General features: G+C 69.4%; 23 protein-coding genes. 17 read left to right on the top strand and 6 right to left on the bottom strand.

Going from position 1 to position 24,378, the window contains the following annotated elements; all coding sequences use genetic code 11:
* Positions 1 to 118: 118 nt before the first annotated feature.
* Positions 119 to 580 carry a redox-sensitive transcriptional activator SoxR gene (soxR, locus tag P2PM1_RS07545; protein ID WP_371636536.1) on the bottom strand — a complete coding sequence of 154 codons (462 nt, stop codon included), beginning with the start codon at positions 578 to 580 and terminating at the stop codon, positions 119 to 121.
* Positions 581 to 625: 45 nt separating this feature from the next.
* Between soxR and P2PM1_RS07550 the strand changes: the two genes are divergently transcribed.
* Positions 626 to 2,065, top strand: coding sequence for an MFS transporter (locus P2PM1_RS07550; protein ID WP_186398700.1), 1,440 nt, complete (start codon positions 626 to 628; stop codon positions 2,063 to 2,065).
* A 43-nt stretch (positions 2,066 to 2,108) separates the two neighbouring features.
* On the opposite strand, the gene P2PM1_RS07555 is transcribed toward P2PM1_RS07550, so the two are convergent.
* Positions 2,109 to 2,759 carry a TetR/AcrR family transcriptional regulator gene (locus tag P2PM1_RS07555; protein ID WP_186398793.1) on the bottom strand — a complete coding sequence of 217 codons (651 nt, stop codon included), beginning with the start codon at positions 2,757 to 2,759 and terminating at the stop codon, positions 2,109 to 2,111.
* A 152-nt stretch (positions 2,760 to 2,911) separates the two neighbouring features.
* Between P2PM1_RS07555 and P2PM1_RS07560 the strand changes: the two genes are divergently transcribed.
* Genes P2PM1_RS07560 through P2PM1_RS07595 form a run of 8 tightly spaced genes read left to right on the top strand, consistent with a single transcriptional unit; the run spans position 2,912 to position 11,788 of the window.
* The gene (locus tag P2PM1_RS07560) at positions 2,912 to 3,757 is read left to right on the top strand and encodes a uracil-DNA glycosylase (protein ID WP_244301443.1); all 846 of its coding nucleotides are present in this window, start codon (positions 2,912 to 2,914) and stop codon (positions 3,755 to 3,757) included.
* 3 nt (positions 3,758 to 3,760) lie between these two features.
* Entirely contained in the window at positions 3,761 to 5,389 is a 1,629-nt protein-coding gene (locus P2PM1_RS07565; RefSeq protein WP_186398701.1) for a GMC family oxidoreductase, read from the top strand.
* Positions 5,386 to 5,736, top strand: coding sequence for an NIPSNAP family protein (locus tag P2PM1_RS07570; protein ID WP_186397639.1), 351 nt, complete (start codon positions 5,386 to 5,388; stop codon positions 5,734 to 5,736). The genes P2PM1_RS07565 and P2PM1_RS07570 overlap by 4 nt, the downstream gene beginning before the upstream one ends.
* Positions 5,737 to 5,740: 4 nt before the next feature.
* Positions 5,741 to 6,772 (top strand): BMP family ABC transporter substrate-binding protein, encoded by a 1,032-nt coding sequence (locus P2PM1_RS07575; RefSeq protein WP_186388994.1) that lies wholly within the window; start codon positions 5,741 to 5,743, stop codon positions 6,770 to 6,772.
* Between the two features lie 6 nt (positions 6,773 to 6,778).
* Positions 6,779 to 8,383, top strand: a complete 1,605-nt coding sequence (locus P2PM1_RS07580) for an ABC transporter ATP-binding protein (RefSeq protein ID WP_186398702.1) — start codon at positions 6,779 to 6,781, stop codon at positions 8,381 to 8,383.
* A complete protein-coding gene (locus tag P2PM1_RS07585; protein WP_186398703.1) occupies positions 8,380 to 9,423 on the top strand; it encodes an ABC transporter permease in 1,044 nt (347 codons plus the stop codon). The genes P2PM1_RS07580 and P2PM1_RS07585 overlap by 4 nt, the downstream gene beginning before the upstream one ends.
* Positions 9,411 to 10,301 (top strand): ABC transporter permease, encoded by an 891-nt coding sequence (locus P2PM1_RS07590; RefSeq protein WP_186388997.1) that lies wholly within the window; start codon positions 9,411 to 9,413, stop codon positions 10,299 to 10,301. Before P2PM1_RS07585 ends, P2PM1_RS07590 begins: the two co-directional genes overlap by 13 nt.
* Positions 10,301 to 11,788: an amidohydrolase family protein gene (locus P2PM1_RS07595; protein ID WP_186398704.1), complete on the top strand. Its 1,488-nt coding sequence runs from the start codon at positions 10,301 to 10,303 to the stop codon at positions 11,786 to 11,788. The genes P2PM1_RS07590 and P2PM1_RS07595 overlap by 1 nt, the downstream gene beginning before the upstream one ends.
* A gap of 94 nt (positions 11,789 to 11,882) precedes the next feature.
* Here P2PM1_RS07595 and adh read toward each other — a convergent pair whose 3' ends face one another.
* The 4 genes from adh to P2PM1_RS07615 form a co-directional block, all read right to left on the bottom strand.
* Entirely contained in the window at positions 11,883 to 13,403 is a 1,521-nt protein-coding gene (gene adh / locus P2PM1_RS07600; RefSeq protein ID WP_186398705.1) for an aldehyde dehydrogenase, read from the bottom strand.
* Positions 13,404 to 13,522: 119 nt separating this feature from the next.
* Complete coding sequence (locus tag P2PM1_RS07605; RefSeq protein WP_186398706.1) at positions 13,523 to 14,488, bottom strand: GAF domain-containing protein; 966 nt, start codon at positions 14,486 to 14,488, stop codon at positions 13,523 to 13,525.
* A gap of 109 nt (positions 14,489 to 14,597) precedes the next feature.
* The gene (locus P2PM1_RS07610) at positions 14,598 to 15,437 is read right to left on the bottom strand and encodes a transporter substrate-binding domain-containing protein (protein ID WP_186398707.1); all 840 of its coding nucleotides are present in this window, start codon (positions 15,435 to 15,437) and stop codon (positions 14,598 to 14,600) included.
* 200 nt (positions 15,438 to 15,637) lie between these two features.
* Positions 15,638 to 16,564, bottom strand: coding sequence for a LysR family transcriptional regulator (locus tag P2PM1_RS07615; protein ID WP_186398708.1), 927 nt, complete (start codon positions 16,562 to 16,564; stop codon positions 15,638 to 15,640).
* Positions 16,565 to 16,710: 146 nt separating this feature from the next.
* On the opposite strand from P2PM1_RS07615, the gene P2PM1_RS07620 reads away from it, so the two are divergent.
* The 8 genes from P2PM1_RS07620 (at position 16,711) to P2PM1_RS07655 (ending at position 24,375) form a co-directional block, all read left to right on the top strand.
* Positions 16,711 to 17,952, top strand: coding sequence for an FAD-binding oxidoreductase (locus P2PM1_RS07620; RefSeq protein ID WP_244301444.1), 1,242 nt, complete (start codon positions 16,711 to 16,713; stop codon positions 17,950 to 17,952).
* Positions 17,949 to 18,236, top strand: a complete 288-nt coding sequence (locus P2PM1_RS07625) for a 2Fe-2S iron-sulfur cluster-binding protein (protein ID WP_186389004.1) — start codon at positions 17,949 to 17,951, stop codon at positions 18,234 to 18,236. Before P2PM1_RS07620 ends, P2PM1_RS07625 begins: the two co-directional genes overlap by 4 nt.
* Positions 18,226 to 19,653 carry an FAD/NAD(P)-binding oxidoreductase gene (locus tag P2PM1_RS07630; RefSeq protein ID WP_208985217.1) on the top strand — a complete coding sequence of 476 codons (1,428 nt, stop codon included), beginning with the start codon at positions 18,226 to 18,228 and terminating at the stop codon, positions 19,651 to 19,653. The genes P2PM1_RS07625 and P2PM1_RS07630 overlap by 11 nt, the downstream gene beginning before the upstream one ends.
* On the top strand, positions 19,650 to 21,047 hold the full coding sequence (locus P2PM1_RS07635; protein ID WP_186398710.1) for an aldehyde dehydrogenase family protein: 1,398 nt from the start codon (positions 19,650 to 19,652) through the stop codon (positions 21,045 to 21,047). The genes P2PM1_RS07630 and P2PM1_RS07635 overlap by 4 nt, the downstream gene beginning before the upstream one ends.
* 11 nt (positions 21,048 to 21,058) lie before the next feature.
* On the top strand, positions 21,059 to 21,802 hold the full coding sequence (locus P2PM1_RS07640) for a 4-hydroxy-tetrahydrodipicolinate reductase (RefSeq protein ID WP_186398711.1): 744 nt from the start codon (positions 21,059 to 21,061) through the stop codon (positions 21,800 to 21,802).
* A 21-nt stretch (positions 21,803 to 21,823) separates the two neighbouring features.
* A complete protein-coding gene (gene dapA / locus P2PM1_RS07645) occupies positions 21,824 to 22,741 on the top strand; it encodes a 4-hydroxy-tetrahydrodipicolinate synthase (RefSeq protein ID WP_186397650.1) in 918 nt (305 codons plus the stop codon).
* Between the two features lie 178 nt (positions 22,742 to 22,919).
* Entirely contained in the window at positions 22,920 to 23,585 is a 666-nt protein-coding gene (locus P2PM1_RS07650; protein ID WP_186389008.1) for an amino acid ABC transporter permease, read from the top strand.
* A gap of 10 nt (positions 23,586 to 23,595) precedes the next feature.
* Complete coding sequence (locus P2PM1_RS07655; RefSeq protein ID WP_186398712.1) at positions 23,596 to 24,375, top strand: amino acid ABC transporter ATP-binding protein; 780 nt, start codon at positions 23,596 to 23,598, stop codon at positions 24,373 to 24,375.
* The last annotated feature ends 3 nt before the right edge of the window (positions 24,376 to 24,378 follow it).

The following is a 24,378-nucleotide window of genomic DNA, read 5'->3' on the forward strand; positions in this document are numbered from 1 at the left end:
GGCAATGATATGCCAGGGGGAGCGCGGCTTTAAGACCCGCCGGTCACGGGTCCTGACGTCACGGGTCCTGACGTCACGGGTCCTGACGTCACGGGTCCTGAAGTCACGGGTCCTGAAGTCACACGCCCTGAATCAGTCGGGCACCGGGGCCGTCTTTCGCCAGTTCATCATCCTCGTTGACCAACGGGCAGCGCTGCACGCTCAGGCATCCGCAGCCGATGCATATCGCCATCTTGTCGCGCAGCGCCGTGAGCAGTTCGATCCGCCGCGTCAGACCGTCGTGCCAGTTTTCGGCGATGCGCTCCCAGTCATGTGTGTCGGGGGACGCATCCCTTGGCAGTTGCGACAGGGCTTCGGCGATCTCGGCAAGCGGGACGCCCGCGCTCTGTGCAATCTTTATGACCGTCACCCGTCTCAGGATTTCGCGCCGATAGACCCGATGATTGGCCGACGTCCTTTCGGATGCGATCAGCCCCTTGCGCTCATAGAAGTGGAGCGTGGAGACGGGCAACCCGCTGCGGCGCGAGAGTTCGCCGACGGACAATTCCTTCTTCGCCATACGAAACCTCCTTGACCTCAACCAATGTTGAGGTCGTAGCAGCATGTCCGTCAACAGGAGACGGACATGGCAGGCATGAACACCGAGGCAGGGAATGACACGCAGACATTCGTGTCATGGAGGGAGTTTGTCGGAAGCCCCTATGCCGCATCTCTGGCCCTGGTTTGCCTGGCCGTCTGGCTGCACGCGGCCGACAGCCTGATCGTCGCCACCATGCTCCCCTCCATCGTGGCCGAGATCGGCGGCGCCGCCCTGGTGGGCTGGTCGGTCTCGCTCTACGAAATCGGGTCGATCGTCGCGGGGGCGGCCAGCGCGCTGCTGATCCTGCGCTTCGGCCTGCGCGCGCCGATGAGCCTGGCCGCCATCCTGTTCGGGCTGGGCTGCATCCTCAGCGCCGTCAGCCCGACCATGCCGTTGCTTCTGGCAGGGCGCGCCTTGCAAGGCATCGGCGGCGGCGGTCTGGTGGCGATGGGTTTCGTCGCGGTCGGCCTGATCTTCCCGCGCCGCTACATCGCGCGTGCCATGGCTGCCGTTTCGACCCTTTGGGGCGTCTCGGCGTTCGCCGGGCCGCTGGTCGGCGGCGTCTTCGTGGACTATGCGACCTGGCGCTGGGGCTTCGCCTTCTTTGCCTGCCAGGCATTCGCCCTCGCCCTCTGGATCGTCTTGCGAAACGAGGCGGGCGTGACACGATCCACGGCCGACGCTGCCGGGCTCCCTGTCAGGCGTCTGGCCTTGTTGTGCCTCGCCGTCGTCCTGGTCGCCTTTGGCGGCGTCGAGGTCTCGATCCTGCGAACGGTCCCGTCCGTTGCCGCAGGCCTTGCTTGCCTGATCGGATTTCTGTGGCTGGACCAGCGCGCAGGGGCCAACCGCCTTCTTCCGCCTCGCCCGGTCGATCCCACGCGCCCGTCAGGCGCCGCGCTGATCATGATCGTGTCCATGTCGATGGCGACCATCGCCGTCACCGCGTTCGGGCCGCTCCTGGTCACGGCGATCCATGGCGTCTCCGCGCTGACCGCCGGCTACATCATAGCCTGTTCGTCCATCGGCTGGTCGGTGATGGCCGTTCTGGTCAGCGGCTTGGCCGAGCGGTTCGACCGGCTGGCGATCGCTCTCGGCATGGCGGTGGTGGCCCTCAGCATCCTCGGCTTTCTCCATGCGGTTCCCAATGGCCCCGTCTGGCTGATCGCGGTTTATGCGACGATGGAAGGTGCCGGCTTCGGGATGGCCTGGACGTTCATTCTCAGGCGAACGATGAGGCTCGTCGAGGCCGACGAGGTTGAGCGGATTTCCGCCGCGATCCCCACGATGCAGAGGCTCGGCTACGCTCTCGGCGCCGCCTATGTCGGGATCGTGGCGAATGCATCGGGTCTGCTGTCGATGGAGACAGCCGCCGATGCTGCCAAGGTCGCCCGATGGATCTTCGCGTCCTGTGTGCCCTTCGCGGCCATCGGCCTCGCCGCCATGAGCGGATTGCTGCGCGACCGGCAGGTGACGCCGCGACCGTGACCGAAACGGCATGCGCGCCAGGACCGGGGCTCCGCCCCGCCCCTCACCTCGCCGGCCACAGGCCCAGCATGGCGATGATCTGCCGGGCCGCCTCGTCGAAGTCGCTCTTGCGGAGCTTCGGCACTTCCAGCGTGGTGGCCGCCATCGGCGCGAAATCGGCGAAAAACTGGGTGGTCGACCACAGCATGATCAACAGGTATCGCGGGTCGACCGGGTTGCACTTGCCCTCGTCGACCCAGCGCTGCACCACCTCGCAGGCTTCCCGCGTCACCGCCTGGACATGCCGCTTCTGGCGCGGGCTGAGAAAGGTCGCCCCGCGCAGCAATTCGCCGGCGAAGAAGCGCGACTTCTCGCCATGCCGGCGCGAGAATTCCAGCTTGCCGGCGACATAGTTGAACAGCGCCTCGCGCGGGTCGAGCTCCGGGTCCAGCAGGCGCAGGGCGGAGTCCCAGTCCTGCAGCACCTCGCCGATCAGCCGCTCGTAGATCGCCGCCTTGGTCGAGAAGTAATAATAGACGTTCGCCTTCGGCAGGCCGGCGGTCTCGGCGATCTGCGAGATCGTCGTGCCGTCATAGCCCTTGGCGGAAAACAATCTGACCGATGCGTCAAGAATCAGCCGCTCATTGCGCGCCCGTATCCGCCCCTCGGATTCGTCCTTTGCAATGAAGGTTCTGGATTTTTCCCGGCTTTTCATCGTTTCCACCCTTGTCTCTCCCCTCCTTAGCACGCGGCGGGACCGTGGCAAAGGCGGTCTGAGAACCTGACTATTTCGTCAGATTCTTGATCGAAAAAACTTGACGAAGTCGTCAAGATTCGCTCACATCAAAGGCGAATGGGAGGGGCGATATGCCGCAGAGACTGTCCGAGGCGATGTGCGAGGTTCTGGCCGGCTGGCAGGGCGACCTGCCGCCCTCCTGGCACGCGGTGCTGGGCGATACTACCCTCGATTTCGCGGCGATCGACCCGGCGCTGGAGATCGAGCCCTGGGAGCCGGTGTTTCCGCCGCGCAAGGGCCGGATCTTTCCCGGCGCGCCCGCCGGGGCGCATCTGCTGCGCGCCTTCGACCAGTTGGCGCCCTCCGGCGTGCGCGCCGTCATCCTCGGCCAGGACCCCTATCCGGAGCCGGCCTCGGCCACGGGCCGCGCCTTCGAGATCGGCGCAGCCCTTGCCTGGCGCGATCTCGACAGGATGTTCTCGGCCTCGGTGCGGGCCTATACCCAGTCGCTGCTCGCCGCGCGCCTTGGCCGGCCGGAGCTTGCCCGCAGCTTCGCGGACTGGCCGGCGCTGTTGCGCCTGATCGAGACGGGCGAGATCGCGGTGGAGGCGCATGGCGCCCTGTCCGACCGTCACGAGGCCGAGGGCGTGCTGCTGCTGAACGCCTCGCTGACCCTGTCCCGGTTTCGGCGGGACATCGATCCGCACCAGGCGCGCGGGCATCTGCCGCTGTGGCGGCCGCTGATGCTGGCCGTGCTGCGCCATGTGGCGCGCTCCGAGGCGCCGGTTGCCTTTCTCGGCTTTGGCGAGGCCGCGCAGGCCCTGTTCGCCGAGGCCGGCCTTGCCGCAACGGGCCGGCACATCGTCCTCAACCGCCCTCACCCGGCTTTCGCCGACGACTATCTCTCGCACCCCAATCCCTTCGCCGCGGCCAATGCGCATCTGGCGGGCGCGGGCGTGCCTCCCATCGACTGGTAAGCCATGACAGAGAGCTTTGATTTCATCGTTGTCGGGGCCGGGTCCGCCGGCTGTGTGCTGGCCAACCGGCTGTCGGCGAACGGGCGCTTCCAGGTGCTGCTGCTGGAAGCCGGGCCGCGCGACCGCAACCCGCTGGTGCGCCTGCCGATGCTGATGGGCAAGCTGTTCCATTACGGCATCTACAACTGGAAATATTTCACCGAGCCGCAGCCGCAGCTCAAGGGGCGCAAACTGTACTGGCCGCGCGGCAAGGCGCTTGGCGGCACCTCGACCATCAACGGCATGATCTATGTGCGCGGCAACCGGCACGACTATGACCGCTGGGCACAGCTTGGCCTGCCCGGCTGGAGCTACGAGGACGTGCTGCCGGCGTTCCGCCGGTCGGAGCGGCACGAAGACCGCAACGACGACTACCACTCGCAGGCCGGCGAACTCGTCGTCAGCCGGGCGCGCGGACCCAATCCGCTGTTCGACACCTTCCTTCAGGCGGGCGCGCAGGCCGGGCTGCCGATCAATGACGACTTCAACGGCGAGGCCCAGGACGGCGTCGGACGCTACGACTTCAACATCCGCAAGGGGCGCAGGTGGTCGGCGGCCTCCGCCTTCCTGACCCCCGCCAGGGGCCGCCCCAATCTGCGGATCGTGACCGGGGCGCTCGTCACCGGCCTGACCTTCGAGGGCACCAAGGTCACCGGCCTGCGCTACCGCGCCAGGGGCGCGGAGGTCGCCGTGAAGGCCGGCCGGGAGGTGATCCTGTCCGGCGGCACGGTGAACTCGCCGCAACTGCTGATGCTGTCGGGCATCGGGCCGGCAGCGCATCTGGCGGAGCATGGCATCGCCGTGCGCGCCGACCGTCCGGGCGTCGGTCACAACCTGCAGGACCATGTCGACTGCGTGATGAGCTGGGAATGCCCGCAGCCCCTCACGCTCTATCGCGACCTGCGCGCCGACAGGCTGACCCTGTCGATGCTGCAGGGCATGTTCCTCGGCACGGGGATCGTCACCACCTTTCCTTATGAGGCCGGCGCCTTCCTGCGCACCCATCCGGGCCTTGCCGCGCCGGACGTCCAGTTGCATTTCATGCCGGCGCTGGAGAAGACGGCCAACCTCAACTTCCCCAATCCGTTCCGGCGGCAGGCGGTGGAGGCGAACCACGGCTTCACCATCCGCGTCGGCCCCGTCAATCCGGCCAGCCGCGGCAAGATCGAACTGGCGAGCGCCGACCCGCTGCGCCCGCCGAAGATCATGCCCAACTACCTCGCCGACGAGTTCGACGTCCGCACCATGATCGCGGCCATCCGCAAGACGCGCGACATCGTCGCACAGGCGGCGATGGCGCCGTTCCGGGGAGCGGAGCTGGCGCCCGGCTCCGCCGTCGACAGCGACGCCGCGCTCGAGGACTGGCTCCGCGCCACGGCGATGACGACGTTCCATCCGGTCGGCACCTGCAAGATGGGCACCGATGGCGATCCGATGGCCGTCTGCGATGCCCGCCTGAGGGTGCGCGGCGTCGAGGGGCTTCGCGTCGCCGATGCCTCGATCATGCCGATCATCGCCAGCGGCAACACCCACGCCCCTTCCGTGATGATCGGCGAGCGGGCTTCCGACTTCATTCTGGAGGACGCGCAGTGATCGTCGAACATCGCACCTACACCTTCCGACCCGGCACGGTGCCGAAATGGCTCGCGAAATACGAGAGCGACGGGCTGCCGATCCAGAAGCGGCATCTCGGCCGGTTCGTCGGCCTCTATGTCTCGGAAATCGGCCGCCTGCACACGATCGTGCTGATCTGGGCCTATGACAGCCTCGCAGACCGGGAGGCCCGCCGCGCCGCCATGTATGCCGATCCCGCATGGCAAGACTTCATCGCATCGATCTGGGCACTTGATGCGATCACGGCACAGGATGTCATGATCATGACTCCGGCATCCTGCTCGCCGACACCAACGATAATCCAGCCCGCCGCACCAGAGGAATGAACCCATGACCACGTCGACCTTCACCCGCCGCCGACTGCTGCAGACCTCCGGCGGTCTTCTTCTCGCCGCCGGCCTTCTCGGCCCCTCGGCCGTCCGCGCGCAAGGCGGACTGATCGCGCTCGTCCACACCCAGGCGGCCGGTGACGCCGGCCCGGTGGACTCGATGATCGGCAAGCTGAACCAGTTCGCCGCCGAAACCGGCATGCGGGCGCGGGCCATCTACGCGCAGGACCCCGCGACCTACGAGACCAGCTTCACCACCCTGGGAGAGGCCGGCGCCTCGATCGTCGTCTCCACCTTCAACGAGGTGGCGGAGCCGATCCGGGAGGTCGCGCCGAACTTCCCCGACACCAAGTTCATCCAGCTCTTCGCCGACCCCTTCGAGCCGGCCATTCCCAACGTCACGACGGTCTCCTACGACTATTATCTCGGCTGCTATCTTGCGGGCATCTTCGCCGCCCGCATGTCGCGCTCCGGCAAGCTCGGCTTCATCGGCGGCATCTCGATCCCGCCGATCAACGCCGACTTCAACGCCTTCAAGGCCGGCGCCCAGTCGGTCAATCCGGACATCACCGCGACGGTGGCCTTCGCGGGCAGTTTCCAGGACCCGGCCAAGGGCCAGGAGATCGCCACCCAGATGTATTCGGACGGGATCGACTTCATCCAGACCGACGCCGCCGCGACCGATTTCGGCATCATCGCCGCCGCCCAGGAGCGCGAGGGGCGCCTGGTCTCCTGCCTCGACCCGGCGCAGTTCACCCTGGCCCCGAAGAGCCTCATCTCCATCGTCGGCCTGGACTTCGGCGCCTCGCTCTACAACGAAGCGCAGCGGGCGCTGACGCCCGACTGGCAGGCCGGCCATGTGCCGACCGGCCTTGGCACCGGCGTGATCGACTTCATCCGCAACCCGGAGTTCATCGCCCAGGGACCGGCCGAGCTCAACGCCATGGCCGAAGCCGCCATGCCGGAGGTCGATCAGGCGCGCACCGCGATCCTCGACGGATCGCTGGTGGTCGAGTTCAACACGAACCTCTGACCGCAGATGGCAGGACCTCAACCGGCGGGCGCTTCGGCGCCCGCCCTTAACGCCGGCAATGTCACGGTGCGCTACGGGAGCTTTACCGCTCTCGAAGGGGTTTCGGCCCGCTTCGAGCCGGGGCTCATTCACGCCATCGTCGGACAGAACGGCGCGGGCAAGACGACATTCGCGCGCGTCGCGGCGGGGCTGGTCGCCCCGGCGCAGGGCGACGTCCTGATCTTCGGCGAGAAGGTCCCGCCCGGCGATGTGCTTTCCGCGCGCGCCGCCGGTGTCGAACTGGTGCATCAGAGCTTTGCCCTGCCGCCCTCCTTCACGGTGGCGGAGGTGCTGCAATTCGTCAGTCCGCGGCGCGGGATCTTCTCGCGCAAGGCGATTGAGCGGCACTGGCAGTCCTGGCTGAACGACATCGGCATCGACCTGAAGGCGGATGCGCGCATCCAGGACCTTCCGGTCGAATCCCAGCAGTCCGCCGAGATCGCCCGCGCGATGGTCTCCGATGCGCGGCTGCTGATCCTTGATGAGCCCACCGCCGTGCTGGCGCCCGAGGGCATCGAGCGGCTGTTTGCCCGGGTGCGCGGGTTGAAGGCGCGCGGGGTGACGGTGTTCCTGGTGCTGCACAAGATCCGGGAAGTGCTGGCGGTTGCCGACACGGTGACGGTCCTGCGCGGCGGCCGTCTGGTCACCGGACCGGTCGCAACAGTGGGCCTCGAACCCTCCGCCCTGTCGGGCCTGATCATCGGTGACAGCGCCGGCACGATCGATGCCGCCGACCGCGCCGCCCTCACCGGCGAGGGCGAAACCACCCACGCCTCCTCAACCCCGCCCGCAAGACGGCCGGGCTGGGCCGGGGCCCTGCGCATCCGCCGGGCCACGGTGCCGGGCGGGCCCTATGGCCATGGCCTCCACGGCGTCGACCTCGATGTCGACGAAGCCGAGATCGTCGGCATTGCCGGCGTCGAGGGCAATGGCCAGCGCGATCTGGTCGCCGCCATCGCCGGCCTCGCGCCGCTGACCGCCGGCGAGATCGAGATCGGCGCGCAGCGCTTTGGCCGCCAGGGACTGGCCGCGCGCCGCAAGGCGGGTCTGCGGATCATCCCGTTCGAGCGCAATGTCGAAGGTCTCAGCCTGACCAGCAGCCTGTGGGAGAACTGGTGCGCCGCGCGCCTCGTCGGCCGGTCGCTGTTTTCTCCGGCAGGTCCGCGCGCCCTGCGCCGCGATGCCGATGCCGCGTTCCAGGCCTGGGATGTCCGCTATCGCAGTCCCGACCAGCCCGCCGGCTCCCTGTCCGGCGGCAATGCGCAGAAGGTGATCCTCGCGCGTGAGATCGATGCCGAGGCCCGGCTCATCGTCGCCGCCCAGCCGACGCGCGGCCTCGACATCGGCGCGACGGCGGCGGTGTGGAATGCCCTGCGCGGCGCGCGCGATCGCGGGGCCGGCGTTCTCATCATCTCCTCGGACCTCGATGAGCTCTTCGACATCTGCGACAAGGTCGTCGTCCTCGCCTCGGGCAGGAGCGTCGGCAGCTTTACGCCCCCTTACGACATCCGGGCGGTCGGCGACGCGATGATCGCGGCCGGCGGACACGGGCAGGAGGATCTGGCGCCATGACCACTCAGCTTGCCGTCGTCTTTCGCACCTTTGCCTTCATCCTCGCGGCGCTGCTGCTCTGCGCGATGATCTTCGCGGCCGTCGGACTGTCCGCCACCGAAACGCTGCAAGGCGTGATCGAGGGCGCGCTGTTCCGGCCGCGCGCCCTCGACCATGTGTTGCGATGGGCCCTGCCCCTGCTCATCACCTCGGTCGGGGTGGTGATCTGCTTCCGCGCCGGCTTCTTCAACATCGGCGCGCAGGGACAGTTCTACATGGGCGCGATCGCCGCGGCCTTCGCGGCCGAGGCCCTGCGCGGCACATCGCCCCTCGTGGCGGTGCCGCTCTGCCTTGCCGCCGGCATGGCGGGCGGTGCCCTGTGGGCGCTGTGGCCGGCGCTGCTGCGCGTGCGCGCCGGCGCCGACGAAGTCATCACCACGATGATGGGCAACTTCATCGCCGCACTCGCCTTGGTCCATGTGACCTCCGGACCGCTGAAGGATCCGTCGGGCTCCGGCCAGGCCACCTCCTCCCGCCCCATCGATGCGGCGCACCGGATTTCCGAGACGACCGGAACCTCGCCGGTCATCCTGGCGACCGCGGTCCTTGTCGTGCTGCTCGGATGGTGGCTGACGCGCCGCACCGCGTTCGGCATCCTCTCAGGCCTCGCCGGACGGAACCCGTCGATGGTTGCCTGGCAGGGCGCGCGGGTGGAAAGCATCGCCATCGGCGCCTTCCTGTTTTCCGGCGGGCTCGCCGGCCTTGCCGGGTCGATCGAACTGCTCGGGCCGAACGGCCGGCTGGCCAGCGGCTTCCTGCCGACCCATGGCTTCACCGCGATCCTGATCGGGCTGGTGTCGTCGCTCTCGGTGCTCGCCACCGTTGTCGTCGCGCTGTTCTTCGGCGCGCTGGCCTCGGCGGCCCTGTATCTGCCGATCGTTGCCGGACTGCCGGCGGCGGCGATCGAAATCATCAACGCCTCGATTGCCCTCTTCATCACCGCGCGTGCCGACGCCGTGCGCGGCGTGCTGTCCCGCTGGAGGTCCCGATGGAAGACCTGATCGTCGCGTTCCTGCGCTCCGGAACGCCCATCGTCTATGTCGCGCTGGCGGGGGTCATCGCCCAGCGGGCCGGCGTGTGGAACCTCGGCCTCGAAGGGCTGATGATCGTCGGCGCCTGCGCCACCATCGTCACGATCCGGCTCACCGGCTCCCTGCCCCTGGCGCTGGCCGTCGCCGTGCTGCTGTGCTGCGCCCTGTCGGCGCTGCTGTGGTTCGTCGTCGAGATCCTGAAGGCCAACCAGATCATTGCCGGCCTCGGCATCACCGGGCTTGGGCTCGGCGGCACGGCCCTTGCCCTGACGGCGATCTTCGGCAGCGAAGCGGCGGTCAACGCGCCCTTCGGCCTGCCGCGGATCGGGCCGGCATTCGGGGCGTTCGGCGGCTTGTCGGTGCTCGTCGCACTCATGCCCGTGCTGGTGTTCGGCACCTGGCTGGTCCTGTGCCGCACCCGCTTCGGCCTGCGCCTGTCCGCCTGCGGCGAGCACCCGTTCGCGGCGCGCGCCATCGGCGTCAGCCCGACCCTGATGCGCCTGTGGGCGCTGCTGCTCGGCGCGCCCTTCTGCGCCCTTGCCGGGGCCGAGCTTGCGGCGGGAAGCCTGCAGATGTTCTCCGTCAACATGACCTCCGGGCGCGGCTTCATGGGCTTTGCCGCCGTCATCTTCGGCGCCGGCCACCCCGTCGGCGCGGCCCTTGCCGCCTTCTTCTTCGCCTTCGCCGGCGCCCTCGGCATCCGCGCGCAACTGCTCTATGGCGACAGGGTCCCGTCCGCCCTGCTGCTGGCGCTGCCCTATCTTGCGACCGTCGCCGGCCTGTGGCTGAGCGCGCGGCTCGGCCGCCGCTCCACCGCCTCGGGTCCCAACGAATTGGGGCGGCTGTGATGCAGGCCTGTCTCATCCGCGGCGCCGAGGTCCTGACGCTCGAGGGACCGCAAGGGCTTCAACCGCAGCGCCTCGACATCCTGCTGCGCGAAGGGCGGATCGCCGAGCTTGCCCGCGACCTGCCCCCGCCCCCGGATGCCATGGTGCACGAGGCGCGCGGCAAGCTGGTCATTCCGGGCCTCGTCAACGCCCATCTGCATTCCAGCGAGATGTTCTTTCGCGGCCGCTACGAGCGCATGGCGCTGGAGACCTGGCTGAGCTACGCCTATCCGTTCTTCGCCGCCGAGCCTGTCGGTCTGCGCCTGCTCTATCTGCGCTCGATGCTGGTCGCCATCGAGTCCTTGCGCGGCGGCGTGACCATGATCAGCGACGATTTCTTCGATCCGCCGAAGCACGATCTCGAACGGCTGGCCACCGTGTTCCGCGCCTATGGCGACATCGGCATCCGCGCCAACGTCTCCTCGGGGCTGATGAACCTGCCTTATCTCGACACGCTCGCCTTCGGCCGCGAGGTCGTCCCGCCGGACATCCAGGCCGCGCTCGAGTTTCCGCTGCCGACAGCGCGGGACTACACCGCCTATTGCGAGGACGTGTTCCGCCATCTGCATGGCGACTATGACGGCCGCCTGCGCTTCATGCTGGCCCCGTCCGGGCCGCAGCGCTGCACGCCCGACCTGATGCTTGCCTGCATGGACCTCGCCCGGCAGCACGCGGTGCCCTATCACACGCATGTTCTGGAAACGCGGGTGCAGGCCGTCACCGGCGCCAAGGTGTTCGGCGGCTCGCTGGTCAGGTACATGGACGACCTCGGCCTGCTGCATCCGGGCGTGCTGATGGCCCATGCGGTCTGGATCAGCGACGACGACATCGCCCGGATGGGCGCGGCCGGAGTGTCCGTCTCCTACAACGCCATCGCCAACCTGAAGCTGGGCTCGGGCCTTTGTCCGGTTCGCAAGCTGCTGGACGGCGGAGTGAATATCGGGCTTGGCACGGATGGCGCCTCGTCCAACGACACAATGCGCATCTTCGACGTGATGCGCGTCGCCGCCCTGGTACAGACCCTGCAGGACACGGCGCCGGAGCGCTGGCTCGCCGCGCAAGACGTCCTGCACGCGGCAACGCTCGGCGGGGCGAAAGCCGCGCTGCTCGACCACGAGACGGGCTCGATCCGCCCCGGCAAGAAGGCGGACCTCGCATTCCTCGATCTCGCCTCGGGCACGGCCTTCACGCCCAATTCCGACGCCGTCCGCCAACTGGTCTATTGCGAGAACGGCTCCTCGGTCACCGATGTCATGGTCGACGGGGTGTTCGTGCTGCAGGCGGGCCGGCTGACGCGGATCGACGAAGCCGCGATCCTTGAGGAGATCCGCGACGTGATGGGAGAGTTCCTGGCCCGGCACCGCGAGGTCGAGGCGGCGAATGCCGGCCTGGTGCCGCTTTTCGAGGAGATCCGCCGGCGCTGTGCGCAGGAGCCGCTTCCCGGATAACCTCCGGCCGGAGGCACATAAAACCACCCGGCAGGACGCAAATAAAACGACCCGGCCGGTGGTCCGGCCGGGCCAGGTCCCGGAGCTTGCGGCCTCAGAAGAAGCCGAGCTTGTTGGGGTTGTAGCTGACCAGCATGTTCTTGGTCTGCTGATAGTGGTCCAGCATCATCTTGTGGGTCTCGCGGCCGATGCCCGACTGCTTGTAGCCGCCGAAGGCCGCATGCGCCGGATAGGCGTGGTAGTTGTTGACCCACACCCGGCCCGCCTCGATGGCGCGGCCGAAGCGGTAGGCGCGGGTTCCGTCGCGGGTCCACACGCCGGCGCCGAGGCCATACATCGTGTCATTGGCGATGGCGAGCGCTTCCGCCTCGTCCTTGAAGGTGGTGACGCTGACCACCGGGCCGAAGATCTCCTCCTGGAAGACCCGCATCTTGTTGTGGCCCTTGAGGATCGTCGGCTGGATGTAATAGCCGCCGGCGATCTCGCCGTCGAAGCTGGCGGCATCGCCGCCGACCAGCACCTCGGCGCCCTCTTCCGCCCCGATGGTGAAGTAGGACATGATCTTGTCATGCTGCTGCTTGCTGGCCTGCGCGCCGACCATCGTCTCGATGTCGCGCGGGTCGCCCTGCCGGATCGCCTTCACGCGGGCGATGCAGCGCTCCATGAACGCCTCGTAGATGTCCTCCTGCACCAGCGCGCGGCTCGGGCAGGTGCACACCTCGCCCTGGTTGAAGGCGAACAGCACGAAGCCCTCGACCGCCTTGTCGAGATAGGCATCGTCCTGCGCCATCACGTCGGAGAAGAAGATGTTCGGCGACTTGCCGCCCAGTTCCAGCGTCACCGGGATCAGGTTGACCGTGGCGGCCTCCATGATCTTGCGGCCGGTGGCGGTCGATCCGGTGAAGGCGATCTTGGCGATCCGTGTCGAGCGCGCCAGCGCGTCGCCCGCCTCGGCGCCGTAGCCGTTGACGATGTTGAGGACGCCGGCGGGAAGCAGGTCGGCGATCAGTTCGGCGAGGACCATGATCGCGGCGGGCGTCTGCTCCGCCGGCTTCATCACGATGCAATTGCCGGCGGCGAGCGCCGGGGCCAGCTTCCAGGCGGCCATCAGGATCGAGAAGTTCCACGGGATGATCTGGGCGACGACGCCGAGCGGCTCGTGGAAGTGATAGGCGACCGTGTCGTGATCGATCTCCGACATGGTGCCTTCCTGGCCGCGCAGGACACCGGCGAAATAGCGGAAATGATCGATCGACAGCGGGATGTCGGCGGCCATGGTCTCGCGGATCGGCTTGCCGTTGTCCCAGGTCTCGGCGGTGGCGATCAGCTCGAGATTCTCTTCGATGCGGTCGGCGATCTTGAGAAGGATGTTGGAGCGCTCGGCGGCCGAGGTCTTGCCCCAGGCTTCGCGCGCGGCATGGGCGGCATCGAGCGCCAGGTCCACGTCCTCGGCGGTGGAGCGGGCCACCTCGCAGACCTTGGCGCCGGTGATCGGCGTGATGTTGTCGAAATACTGCCCCTTGACCGGAGGCACGAAGCCCCCGCCGATGAAGTTGTCGTAGCGCAGCTTGAACGGCAAGCTGTAGCCGCTCGCGATCCGGACCATCTCGTTCATGGGTTTCCTCCGTGGCTCCCGGTCCTCCGCCGGGGTGCACGGAAACTACCGCTGCAACGGAGGGCGATCAGCCCGCGCGCGGACGTCGGCGATCGGACCTGTCTCGGAATCGAGACAGGTCAGCTCTCGTTTTCGCCGATGCCGAGCCGGCTCATGCGCCGATAGAGCGTGGCGCGCCCGACGCCGAGGGCACGGGCGGCCTCCGAGACATTGCCACCGCTGCGCGACAGCGCCCGCATCACCGCCGCCCGCTCGGCCCGCTCGAAGCCGGTCGGTCCGTCCTCGCGGCCGAACAGGTCCGAGGCCGGCACCCGGCGGATCGGGCCGCTGATCCCCAGCCCGAAGGCCTTGCGCGCGCCCCGCGTCGCGCCGAGCACGATGTCGTCGCGGTCCACCGCCAGCAGCATTGCGGTCTCGCTGTCGTCGGCATCGGTGACGATGATGCGGGCCTGCGGGAAGGCGGCGCGGAAACTGTCGACCTCGATCTGGCGGGCGGTCTGGGCGACCATCGCGGCGATCAGCCGGTTGAAGGACTCGGTCTGGTCGGCCCGCGCCGAGGAGACGTCGAGCGCCCCGATCAACTCGCCCTCGGGTCCGAAGATCGGCGTGTCCATGCAGCTCATCGAGGTGTTGCGGGCGCGGAAATGTTCGTCGCGGTGGATGATGACGCGGCGCTGTTCGGCGATGCAGGTGCCGATGCCGTTGGTGCCTTCCGAGGCTTCCGACCAGTCGAAGCCGGGCACCAGGCCCCAGGCCTCGAACACTTCGGCATCGCCGTCGGCGGCGCGCAGGTCCAGCACCACGCCGTCGGCATCCGTCAGCAACACGCCGCATCCGGAGGCGCTGACGAGCTGGTAGAGCGCGTCGAGCCGCGGCGCCGCGATCCGCAGGATCGCCTCGTAGCGGGCGCGGCGTTCGGCCAGCGCCTCGCCGCTGATGCGCCGCACCGCGTCCCGTTCGCCCGGATCGAGGCCGTAATGGTCCAGCGACCGGCGCCAGGAGGCGGCCAGCCTGGAATGCGCGGCGGAATTGGAGTCGGTCGCCGTCTTCACGACATGCGCGACATGCTGCGCGGGATCGGCCAAGTCGTTCTCCTCCTTGGCAGCAAGCGTAGCACCGCACAGCCCGCCCCGGAAACGAAAACCCCCGCGCCGGTGGCGCGGGGGCGAGGGATCGATGGGGCGAGGATCCGGGTCAGCCGCCGAAGCCGAAGCCGACCGGCATGTCGGTCAGGGTGATGCCGAACGGCTCCAGACTCTTGACGATCCAGGTCTGGTTGTTGCCGATGCGGCGGTTGTACTCGGCCCAGGCCGAGACGAAGCTCTTGAAGGTCTCGTCGGTGCCGTAGTTGAGGGCGATGACGGAGGGCGTCGACAACACCGGCGTCGGCACCTTCACCGACCCCATCGCCGGCGCCTTCTTGGAGATGACGAGGCCGTTCAGCATCGTGTTGACGAGGCCGTCCGCCTTGCCGGTGGTGACGGCGACGATCGCCTCGTCCCGGGTCTTGAAGCGCAGCACATTGGCCTTGGGCAGATACTGCTGGGTGATCAGGTCCTGCGCCGAGCCGAGATCGACGGCGAAGGTGTATTTCGGGTCGTTCAGCTCGCTCCAGGTCTTGCCGGTCAGCTCGTCCTTGGCCGAAACGATGATGAAGCTGTTGTAATAGGTCGGGGCGGAGAACGACACCGACATGGCGCGGACCGGCGTCGCGGTCACCGCGAAGGCCATGTCGACCTTGCCGCTCTGCACGTCGAGAATGGCGTTGGACCAGCTCGACTCCACCACTTCCAGCTTCACGTCCAGCATCTTGGCGATGTCGCTCGCCATGTCGATGACGAAGCCCTGCCACTCGCCGGTGCGCGGATCCTTGTTGAAATACGGCACCTCGTTGAGGATGCCGGGAATGCGCAGTACGCCGCGGGCGCGGATCTCCTCGATGGTGCCGGCGCTCGCGGTGCTGACCGCGGCGCTCGCGGCGCCGATGGCCAGCGTCATGGCGACGACGCTGCACAGCTTCTTCAGGAATGTCATGGGTAATGGACCTCCGTTGTTCCCCGACGTGTCGTTGGCCGGTGCCCGTCTGGTGGCGCGGCCCGGCAGCACTGTTGGCCGGGGTCAAGCCTAGCGAGCGCGGGGGTGGGAACAATGCTAGAGACGCCGCCGCCCTTACGCAGTTTTTTATATGTTGGAAGGACCAATGGCGCTCACGGCGCCGGATAAACCGAGGGCGCTCACAGCGCCGGATGGGCCAGATCGCCGCGCGGCGGCTCCAGCACCGGGCCGACCAGCTCGGCCTGGCAGTCGGCGAACAGCCGCTGCACGCTGGGGTGCTTCTGCAGGAAGCCGGCGCTGCCGAAATAGACCCGCACCTCGGGCAGGTTGGTCAGCCTGACGCTGGCGATCGCCGCCTCCTCGCCCTGCATGCACCAGGACGGGATGATGGAAAAGCCCAGCCCCTCCTCGACGCAGCGCTTTACCGAGGAACTGCCGGAGGTGGAGATCGCCGGCTGCACCTGCGCCCCGTCGCGGCCGAGGAAGTCGACGGCGAGGTTGCGCAGCGTCTGGCCGGGCTCATAGGTGATGAAGGGGCGCCCGCGCGCCCAGGCCGGCACCTCGGCCGGGGCCGGCGCCGCGCCCCAGGCGCGCGGATAGACGAGGCTCAGCCGGTAGCTGCCGAGCAGGCGCTGCGGCACCACCGGATCGCCGAAATAGCGCTCGGAGATGCACACGTCGAGGCTGCCGTTCTTGACCAGTTCGGCCAGCACCGTGTCGCGCTCGTAGACGGCGAATTCCATCTCCGGGAATTCCTCGCGGAACCGCGTCAGCACCTTGGGGAACAGATAGAAGAAGATCGCCTGCGGCATGCCGACCCGCAGCGCCGAGCGCTGGTTCTCGATCAGCTTGGTCAGCCGTTCCAGCATGATGTCGAGTTCGGGATGCAGCAGGTTGTACAGCGCCCGGCCGCGCGGCGTCAGCGCGATCCGCTTGGCGCCCTGCTCGGTCTCGATCAGCCGGCCGTTGAGGATCTGCTCCAGCCGGCGCACATGGTTGGCCGCCGACTGGTAGCTGAGGTTCAGCTCCCGCGCCGCGCCGGAAAACGATCCGTGCCGGGCGACCTGGTAGAAGGTCTGGATGAGCGTCAGGCTGATCTTGGCCATGCATGTCTCCCTGCCGTGCCGGCATAGGGGCTGCCTCCCCCTTAGCCGATACAAAATTCCGCAGCAAGCACGCCCGTCATCTTGTATCGACGCTTCCCCGCCGGCCCCGCCACACTTGCCCCATGTTCAACCCCTGGGGTCAGCCCGTGGCAACTGCGCATCCGCAACCCGCTTCCGTTGTCGTCGCCGGTGCCGGCATCATTGGCAGCGCCGCCGCCTATTTCCTGGCGCGGCGCGGGCTGACTGTCACCGTGCTCGATGCCGTTGCCCCGGCCGCCGAGGCCTCCGGCGCCGCCGACGGCGCCGTCTCCGTCGCCAGCAAGCGTCCGGGCCCCTTGATGCAGGCCGCGCTCCAGGGCATCGCCCTCTATCGCCGGCTGGCGGGGCTCGACCCGGCCCCCGGAACCGGTCTTCAGGGCGACGACGCACCGCTTGCCGGGCTGTTCCATCCCCGCTCCACCTTCATCGTCGCCGCGAGCCCCGCCGAACGCGCGGTGCTGGAGGCCCATGCCGCCGCCCTCGCTCAGGCCGGCGTCGCGGTCGCGGCCATCGAGCCGCCGGCGATCCAGGCGCGCTTTCCCGCCCTGTCGGCCGCCGCCTGCCTCGTCATCGAGGTGCGCGGCGACGGCCATGCCATCGGCTATCAGGTGGTGCGGCAACTGCTTGCCGCCGCCCGCGTGCCGGTGCTGCGCGGCTGCCCGGTGATCCGGCTCGACCGCGACGCGGATGGCGGGCGCATTCGCGCCGTCGAGACGCCGCGCGGCCGGATCGCCGCCGATGCCTTCGTCTTCGCCACCGGCAACGGCACCGCGCCCCTGTTCGGCCTGCAAGCCGTCCTCACCCCGCGCAAGGGCCAGTTGCTGATCACCGAGCGCGACCTGGCGCTGAGCCGCGCCATGCCCGGCTCGATCATGTCCGGGCGCTATCTCCTGTCCAAGGGCAGCCAGACCCGCGCCATCGAGACGGGGAGCGAATCTGCCTCTGCTTCCGCCGCGCGCGGTTTCGGCCTCGTCGTCGACCCGCTGCGCACCGGCCAGTTCCTCATCGGCGGCACCCGCGAGGACCATGGCGACAAGCGCGAGACCGATCTTGCCGCTGTCTCCCGCATCCTCTCCGACGCGGTCGCGCTGGTGCCCGGCCTTGCCGGCGTGCGCCTGCTGCGCGGCTTTGCCGGCGCCCGCACCGCCGTGCGCGACGGGCTGCCGCTGGTCGGCCCCCTGCCCGGCCTTGCCAACGGGTTTCTCGCCACCGGCTTCGAGGGCGACGGCATCTGCCTCGGCCCGGTCACCGGCGCCGCCCTTGCCGATCTCGTCTGCGGCACGGCGCCGGCGCTGGACCTTGCCCCCTTCGCGCCCTCCCGCTTCGCCGAATTGCAGGCCGCCGCATGACCCGTCCCACCTTCTTCTGGATGTCGCGGCCGATCCCGTTCTCGGACGGCGAGAGCATCGCCGCCGCCCTCACCGCCGCCGGCATCGTCTCGCTGGGGCGCGATCCTGTCGGCCAGTCGGCCCGCTACTTCTGCGGCATCGGCGCCTGCCAGGCCTGCACCGTGCGGGTCGCCGGCGTGCCGCGCGAGGCCTGCCTGACCAGGGCCGAGGCGGGCGCCCGCGTCGAGCCCCTCCACCCCGCACCCCTCCACCTCGTACAGGGAGAGCCCGGCGATGCGGCCTGACGCCCCCCGCAGGATCGAACGGCTGATGGATGTGCTGGTCGTCGGCGGCGGCCCGGCCGGCATGGCCTGCGCCAGCGCCTGCGCCCGTCAGGGCCTGTCCGTCACGCTGGTCGACCAGCGCGCCAGCCTCGGCGGCGCCATCTTCCGCCAGCCGGTCGGCGGCGCCGCGCCGGTGCCGCAACCGGCCTCCTCCCGGCAGCGCTGGCGCCGGCTCCTCGCCGATCTCACCTCCGCACCCGGCCTCGACCTGCGCCTTGAAACCCTGTTTCTCGGGCTTGAAGCCGACGGACTGGCGCTGATCGAGGATCGCAACGCCGGCCGTGTCCTGTCGCTGCGCCCGCGCGCCCTCGTCCTTGCCACCGGCGCCGTCGAGCGGGTGCTGCCGCGTCCCGGCTGGACCCTGCCGGGCGTCGTCACCGCCGGCGGGCTGCAGGTGATGATGAAGGAGACCGGCCGCCCGCCCGCCGGCCGGGTGGTGCTGGCCGGCTCCGGCCCGCTGCTGCTTGCCGTCGCCGCGCAGATGACCGGCCTCGGCCATCCGCCGCTCGCCATTCTCGAGGCGGGCGACCCGCTTCGGCGCTGGTCGGCGGGCCTTGCCCTGCTGTCCCATCCGGCGCTGATGCGCGAGGCGGCGGGCTATCTCGCGACCCTTGCCCGCGCCCGCGTGCCCTGGCATCGCGGCGCCGTGCTGCGGCGGATCGCAGCCGAGAGCGAGAGCGAGGGCGAGACCCTTGTCGCATCCTGGACCGACCGGCGCGGCACCGGCCACAGCCTTGCCGCCGATCGCATCGCCCTGCATGACGGCCTTGCCGAAAACGCCTTCGGCCTGCCCGAGGCCGCGGAGGCGGCGCCGCGCCGCCCGCTGGTCCTGCGCATCGGCGACTGCCGCGCCGCGCTCGGCGCCCCGGCCGCCATCGCCGACGGCACCGCCGCCGGAGAGCGGATCGCGGCCCGCCTCGCCTCCCCGACCGGGCGGCAGGCCGCCGATGCCGAAACCGAGCCCGCCGCCCTTGCCCGCCACCGCGCCGCCCAGGGCCATATCGCCCGCGCCTTCGCGCCGCTGGCGCCGGTGTCCCCCGCCGACCTTGCCGACGACACGGTGCTGTGCCGCTGCGAGGGCCGCACCGTCGGCGACCTCAAGCGCCTGCTTGCCGAGGATGAAGGTCTGTCCCCGCGCGAGCTGAAGCTGAGCGGCCGCTTCGCCATGGGTGCCTGCCAGGGCCGGTTCTGCGCCGCCAACACCGCCGCCGTCACCGCCGCCCTGACCAGCAGCCTGACCAGCTCACTGACCGGCACGGCCATCCCCTTCGCCCCCGGCGCGTTCACCGGCCAGCGCTGGCCGATCCGCCCCGTTCCCATCGCCGCGCTCGCCGCCCCGGCGCCCGCCCCCTCCCTGCCTGACGAGAGCCAGACATGACCAAGCTGTCCACCGCCGCCCTGCACACCGAGCCCGACTTCGCCGTCCGCAACCCGTTCGACGGGACCGAGGTCGCCCGCCTGCCGGCGAGTTCCCCGGCCGATATCCTCGCCGCGCTCGCCCGCGCACGCCGCGCCCAGGCCCAGTTCCGCCATTCGACCCCGGCGGAGCGCCGTGCCCTGCTGAACGCGCTCGCCGCCGAGATCGCCGCCGATGCGGAAGCCCTTGCCGCCACCATCTGCGCGGAAATGGGCAAGACCATCCGCGAGGCGCGCAACGAGGTCCGCCGCGCCCAGAACACGCTGAAACTGTCCGGCGATGCCGCCACCTTCCTCGATGGAGAGGCGCTGCACTGCGCCATCGTCGAGGGCGGCGCCGACCGGCTCGCCACCATCACCTACCAGCCGGTCGGCGTCGTCGGCGCGATCACCCCGTTCAACTATCCGGTCAATCTCCTGTGCCACAAGCTCGGGCCCGCCATCGCCGCCGGCAACGCGGTGGTCGCCAAGCCCTCGCCCAAGGCGCCGCTCGCCGCCGCCCGCCTTGCCGAGCTTGCCGTGCGCGCCGGCTGGCCGCGCGATCTGTTCCAGGTGGTGCATGGCGGTGCCGAGGCGGCGCTGGCGCTCGCCCGCGCGCCCATCGACCTGCTCTCCTTCACCGGCGGTCCCGCGGCCGGCCTTGCCCTGAAGACCGCCAGCGGCCTCGTCCGCTGCCTGATGGAGCTCGGCGGCAACGATCCGCTCTTCGTCCTGCCGGATGCCGATCTCGACCGCGCCGTCGCCACCGCCATCGGCCATCGCTTCGAGATCGCCGGCCAGAGCTGCGCGGCGGTGAAGAAGCTCTATCTCCACTCCGCCATCGCCGAGACCTTCATCGACCGGCTGGTCGCCGCCGTCGCCGGGGTCCGTGCCGGCGATCCGGCGGACGAGGCCACCGACATGGGCCCGGTCATCGACCAGGCCGCCGCGCGGCTGGTCGAGGAGCGCGTCGGCGCCACTCTCGCCTCGGGCGCGCGCCTCCTCGCCGGCGGCGGCCGCAAGGGCACGCTGGTCGCCCCGACGGTGCTGCGCGATGTCGCCGCCGACGCGCCGATCATCGCCGAGGAAACCTTCGGCCCGGTCATCGCCATCCGCACCTTCTCGGACGCCCGCACCGCCATCGCCGAGGTCAATGCCGGCGCCTACGGCCTGCAGGCCGGCGTCTTCACCAACGACCATGCCATGGTCAAGCTGTTCTCGCGCGAGCTGATCGTCGGCGGCGTGATGATCAACGAGGGCCCGGATTTCCGCGCCGAACACGTCCCCTTCGGCGGCGTCAAGCGCAGCGGCCTCGGCCGCGAGGGCGTGCGCATCGCCCTGCGCGAGATGAGCGAGCCGAAGGTGGTGATCGACTGAGGAAACCCGCCATGCGCATCGCCGTCATGGGCGCGTCGGGCCGCGTCGGAACCCGCCTCGTCGAACTCGTCCTCGCCAGTCCCGGGCTGGAGCTGGCCGCCGCGCTGGTCTCGCCCCGCTCGGCCCTGGTCGGCACGCCGGTCGCCGGCGGCAGCATCGAGTACCGCCCCTCGGACGCGGCCATGAACAGCCATTGCGACGTGATCGTCGACTTCTCCTCGCCCGCCGCCTCGCTCGCCCTGCAGGGCGAGGTCGGCGAGAAGCCGATCCCGATGGTCATCGGCACCACCGGCTTTTCCGCCGAAGAAGACGCCGCGCTCACCGCCTTCGCCGCCCATCGGCCGATGGTGGTCAGCGCCAATTTCGCCCTCGGCTTCGAGGCTTTCCGCCAGATCGCCGGCCGCTTTGCCCGGCTGATGCCCGGCGGCGAGGCCGGCGTCGGCGAGGTCTATCACGCCCGCAAGAAGGCCGAGCCCTCCGGCACCTCGCGCTGGCTCGCCGCCACGGTGCGCGAGGCCCGCTCCGCCGCCATGGGCTTCGACGCGCCGGAGCCGGACATCCGCGTCACCCGCGAGGGCGACACGGTCGGCGTCAACGAGGTCCGCTTCGACCTTGGCTCCGCCGAACTGCTGCTCAGCTACCGCGTCCACACCCTCGCCACCTATGCCGAAGGGGCGCTCGCCGCTGCCCAGTGGCTCGCCGCCCGCCGTCCCGCCAACGGGCGCTATGCGCTCGCCGACACCAACTCAAACTGACTTCTGCAAGGAGGATCTTCCATGACCGACATGGCCAGCCGTTTCCGCGGCGTCTTCACCGCCCTCGTCACCCCGTTCCGCGACGGCGAGGTCGACCATGCCGCCTTCGCCGCTTTGGTGGAGCGCCAGCTCGCGGCAGGCGTCGCCGGCCTCGTGCCGGTCGGCACCACCGGCGAGGCCGCGACCCTGTCGGAGGCGGAGGCCGAGGACCTGATCGCCCGCACCGTCGCGCTGACCGCCGGCCGCGCCATGGTGCTGGCCGGCGCCGGCGCCAACGACACCCGCAAGACGGTGGAAAAGGTGAAGCGCGCCGAGGCCGCCGGGGCGGATGCGGTGCTCGTCGTCACGCCCTATTACAACAAGCCGACCCAGGCCGGCCTGCTCGCCCATTACGGCGCCGTCGCCGAGGCGACCCGCCTGCCGATCGTGCTCTATTCGGTGCCCGGCCGCTGCGGCGTCGAGATCGCGCCGGAAACCTGCGCCCGGCTGGTCGAGCGCCACGCCAACATCGTCGCCATCAAGGAGGCCGGCGGCTCCTCCGCTCGCGTCACCCGGCTGCGCCAGGCCTGCGGCGACCGGCTGATCATCCATTCCGGCGACGACGCCCTGACCCTGCCGTTCCTGTCGCTCGGCGCCGTCGGCGTCACCTCGGTCGTCTCCAATGTCGCCCCGCGCGAGATGGTGGAGATGGTCAAGGCCTGGGAGGCGGGAGACACCGCCCGCGCGCTCGCCCTGCACGAGTTGGTCGCCGAGCTCGCCGACGGCCTCTTCATCGAGTCCAACCCCGGCCCGGTCAAGGCGGCGCTCGCCCTTGCCAATCTCGCCGGGCCGGAGCTGCGCCTGCCGATGGTGCCGGTGACGGATGCCAGCCGCGAGACCATCGCGGCGATCCTCGGCCGCTTCGCCGATGCCTCCGCCAGCTTCCAAGAAATGCGCTAAGCCGGCGCCCTTGCTTTGCATTGCGGCGCCCGCGCGCCGCATAGGACACTGCCGTCAAGCCATGGACAGGAGCGGCCGCGATGCGGCGTGATCGTCCACACGAACAAGAAACCAGAGGACCCGAGACAATGACAGCGACGCGACAGGCCCCGCGCCGTCCCGGCAGGGAGGCGCAGCCATGACCTATACCTGGGATTTCCACTCGGTCTGGCAGTACCGCGACCTCTTCATGTGGGGCCTGTGGATCAGTGTGGTCTACACGGTCGGCTCGATTGTCTTCGGCGTGCTGATCGGCTTCCTCACCTGCTCGATGCGCCTGTCGGGCTGGCGCATGCTCAGCTTCATCGCCCGCGTCTATCAGGAGATCTTCCGCACCACGCCGCTGCTGGTGCAGCTCCTGTGGTTCTACTACGCCTTCCCGCTGCTGGTCGGCGGCAACATCGACAACCGCGTCGCGGCGATGCTGACCCTGTCGCTCTATGTCGGCGCCTTCTACGCCGAGATCTTCCGGGGCGGCATCGTCTCCATCGACAAGGGCCAGCGCGAGGCGGCCGCCGCCATCGGCATGAGCCCCTGGCAGGCGATGCATCGCATCATCCTGCCGCAGGCGTTCAAGCGCATGCTGCCGTCCTTCATCAACCAGTCGGTGATCCAGTTCAAGAACACCTCGCTGGTCTCGGTCATCTCCGTCGCCGACCTCGCCTATATGGCGGCCGTCGTCAACGGCCAGACCTACCGCCCGCTGGAATCCTACACCGTCATGGCCGTGCTCTACATCGCCATGCTCCTGCCCATGACGCAGATCGCCGACTGGGTGGAAAAGCGCCTGCGCGTCAGCGACTGAGGAGATCCAGATGACCGCCACATCCCTGTCCGCCGCGCCCGCCCCCGTCATCGAGGCCATCGGCCTGCGCAAGACCTTCGGCCATCACGAGGTGCTGAAAGGTCTCGACCTCGGCCTTGCACGCGGCGAGGTCGTCGCCCTGATCGGCCCGTCCGGCTCGGGCAAGTCCACCTTCATCCGCTGCCTCAACCGGATGGAGGCTCCGACCGGCGGCGAGATCCGCTTCCGCCAGAAGCGGGTGCGCGACGGCTTCCGCGATCGCGGCGAGGACCTTGGCATCGGCACGCTGCGCCGCCATGTCGGCATGGTGTTCCAGCACTTCAACCTGTTTCCGCACAAGACGGTGCTGCAGAACGTCACCGAGGGTCCGGTGATCGTCTGCAAGCGTCCGCGCCGCGAGGCGGAAGAGGAGGCGATGGCGCTGCTCGAACAGGTCGGGCTCGCCGAGAAGCATTCGGCCTATCCCAATCACCTGTCCGGCGGCCAGAAGCAGCGCGTCGCCATCGCCCGCGCCCTCGCCATGCGCCCGGAAGTCCTGCTGCTCGACGAGGTGACCAGCGCCCTCGACCCGGAACTGGTCGGCGAGGTGCTCGCCGTCATCCGCGCCCTTGCCGAGGCCGGCATGACCATGGCCATCGTCACCCACGAGATGGCCTTCGCCGCCGAGGTGGCAAGCCGCGTCCTGTTCCTCGACCAGGGCGTCATCGCCGCCGAGGGCAGCCCGGCCGAGGTCATTCTCGACCCGACGAACCCGCGCCTGCAGGCCTTCGTCGCCAGGTTCAAGGGCTAGCAA

Origin of the sequence: Stappia sp. P2PMeth1, from assembly GCF_900185735.1 — a bacterium.
Classification (GTDB): domain Bacteria; phylum Pseudomonadota; class Alphaproteobacteria; order Rhizobiales; family Stappiaceae; genus Stappia.